This is a genomic window from Streptomyces sp. SID14478, assembly GCF_010548525.1.
In the GTDB taxonomy this organism is placed as follows: Bacteria; Actinomycetota; Actinomycetes; order Streptomycetales; family Streptomycetaceae; genus Streptomyces.
In genome coordinates this window covers 1-760 of the sequence record NZ_JAAGMG010000537.1, presented here as the reverse complement: position 1 = coordinate 760, position 760 = coordinate 1, and the positions used below count along the sequence as shown (strand labels likewise).

The 760-nt window shown below is 72.0% G+C and carries 1 protein-coding gene and 1 pseudogene; one reads left to right on the top strand and one right to left on the bottom strand.

Translation table 11 applies throughout. From position 1 onward, the window contains the following. Positions 1-378: hypothetical protein (locus tag G3I40_RS17555; RefSeq protein ID WP_164303090.1), on the bottom strand; the 378-nt coding region annotated here is incomplete at its 3' end. Positions 379-622: 244 nt separating this feature from the next. Here G3I40_RS17555 and G3I40_RS17550 point away from each other — a divergent pair. After that, positions 623-760 (top strand): annotated as a pseudogene (locus tag G3I40_RS17550) (methionyl-tRNA formyltransferase); the annotation flags it as partial.

Below are 760 nucleotides of genomic sequence, written 5' to 3'. Positions count from 1 at the left end.
ACGCTCGGCGTCGGCCGCCGCCTGGGTGGCCGCCCGGCGGGCGCCGTACCGACGGTGCACGGCCTGCTTGGTGACGCCGAGCGCGGAGCCCACCGCGTCCCACGAGAAGCCCAGCGAACGGTCGAAGTCCACGGCGGCGGTCACCAGGGTCTCGACGCTGTCCCGCAGCTCCTGGGCGAGGCGGACGGTCGGGGCGGGCGCCCGCCCGTAGACGACGAAGCCCGCGGAGGGGCCGGAGCGGCGCGGGCGGTAGACGTTGCCGAGCTGTGCGGTGAGGGTGCGCAGTGCGTCCACCTGCCGCCGGACCCGCTCGATGTCCCGCACCAGGAGGTGCAGACTGGCCCGTGCCTGGGCGTCGTGGGTTGCGTGGTCGGCCATTTACAAGCCTCTCGAACCGGCGATGATAAGGATGGGGCCACGCTCCTACCAAGCGACAACTGCTGCTGACGATCGAGTGATTGCGGCCCATTGACTGGTCAACTCTTTCTTGACCAACGCGCCATTCAGTGAGGGGTCACGCTGTTCCGGCGTATCCGCATATGCGCGGGGCGCGCGTTCGCGCGTGCGCCCCATAGACTGGTGCGCTGCCCGTGACCCTGCCCCGAGAGGCCGTAAGCCACCGATGAAGCTCGTCTTCGCCGGCACCCCTGAGGTCGCCGTTCCCGCTCTGGACGCCCTGATCGCCTCCGACCGGCACGAGGTCGCCGCCGTCGTCACCCGGCCCGACGCGCCCGCGGGGCGCGGCCGCCGGCTGGTCGCG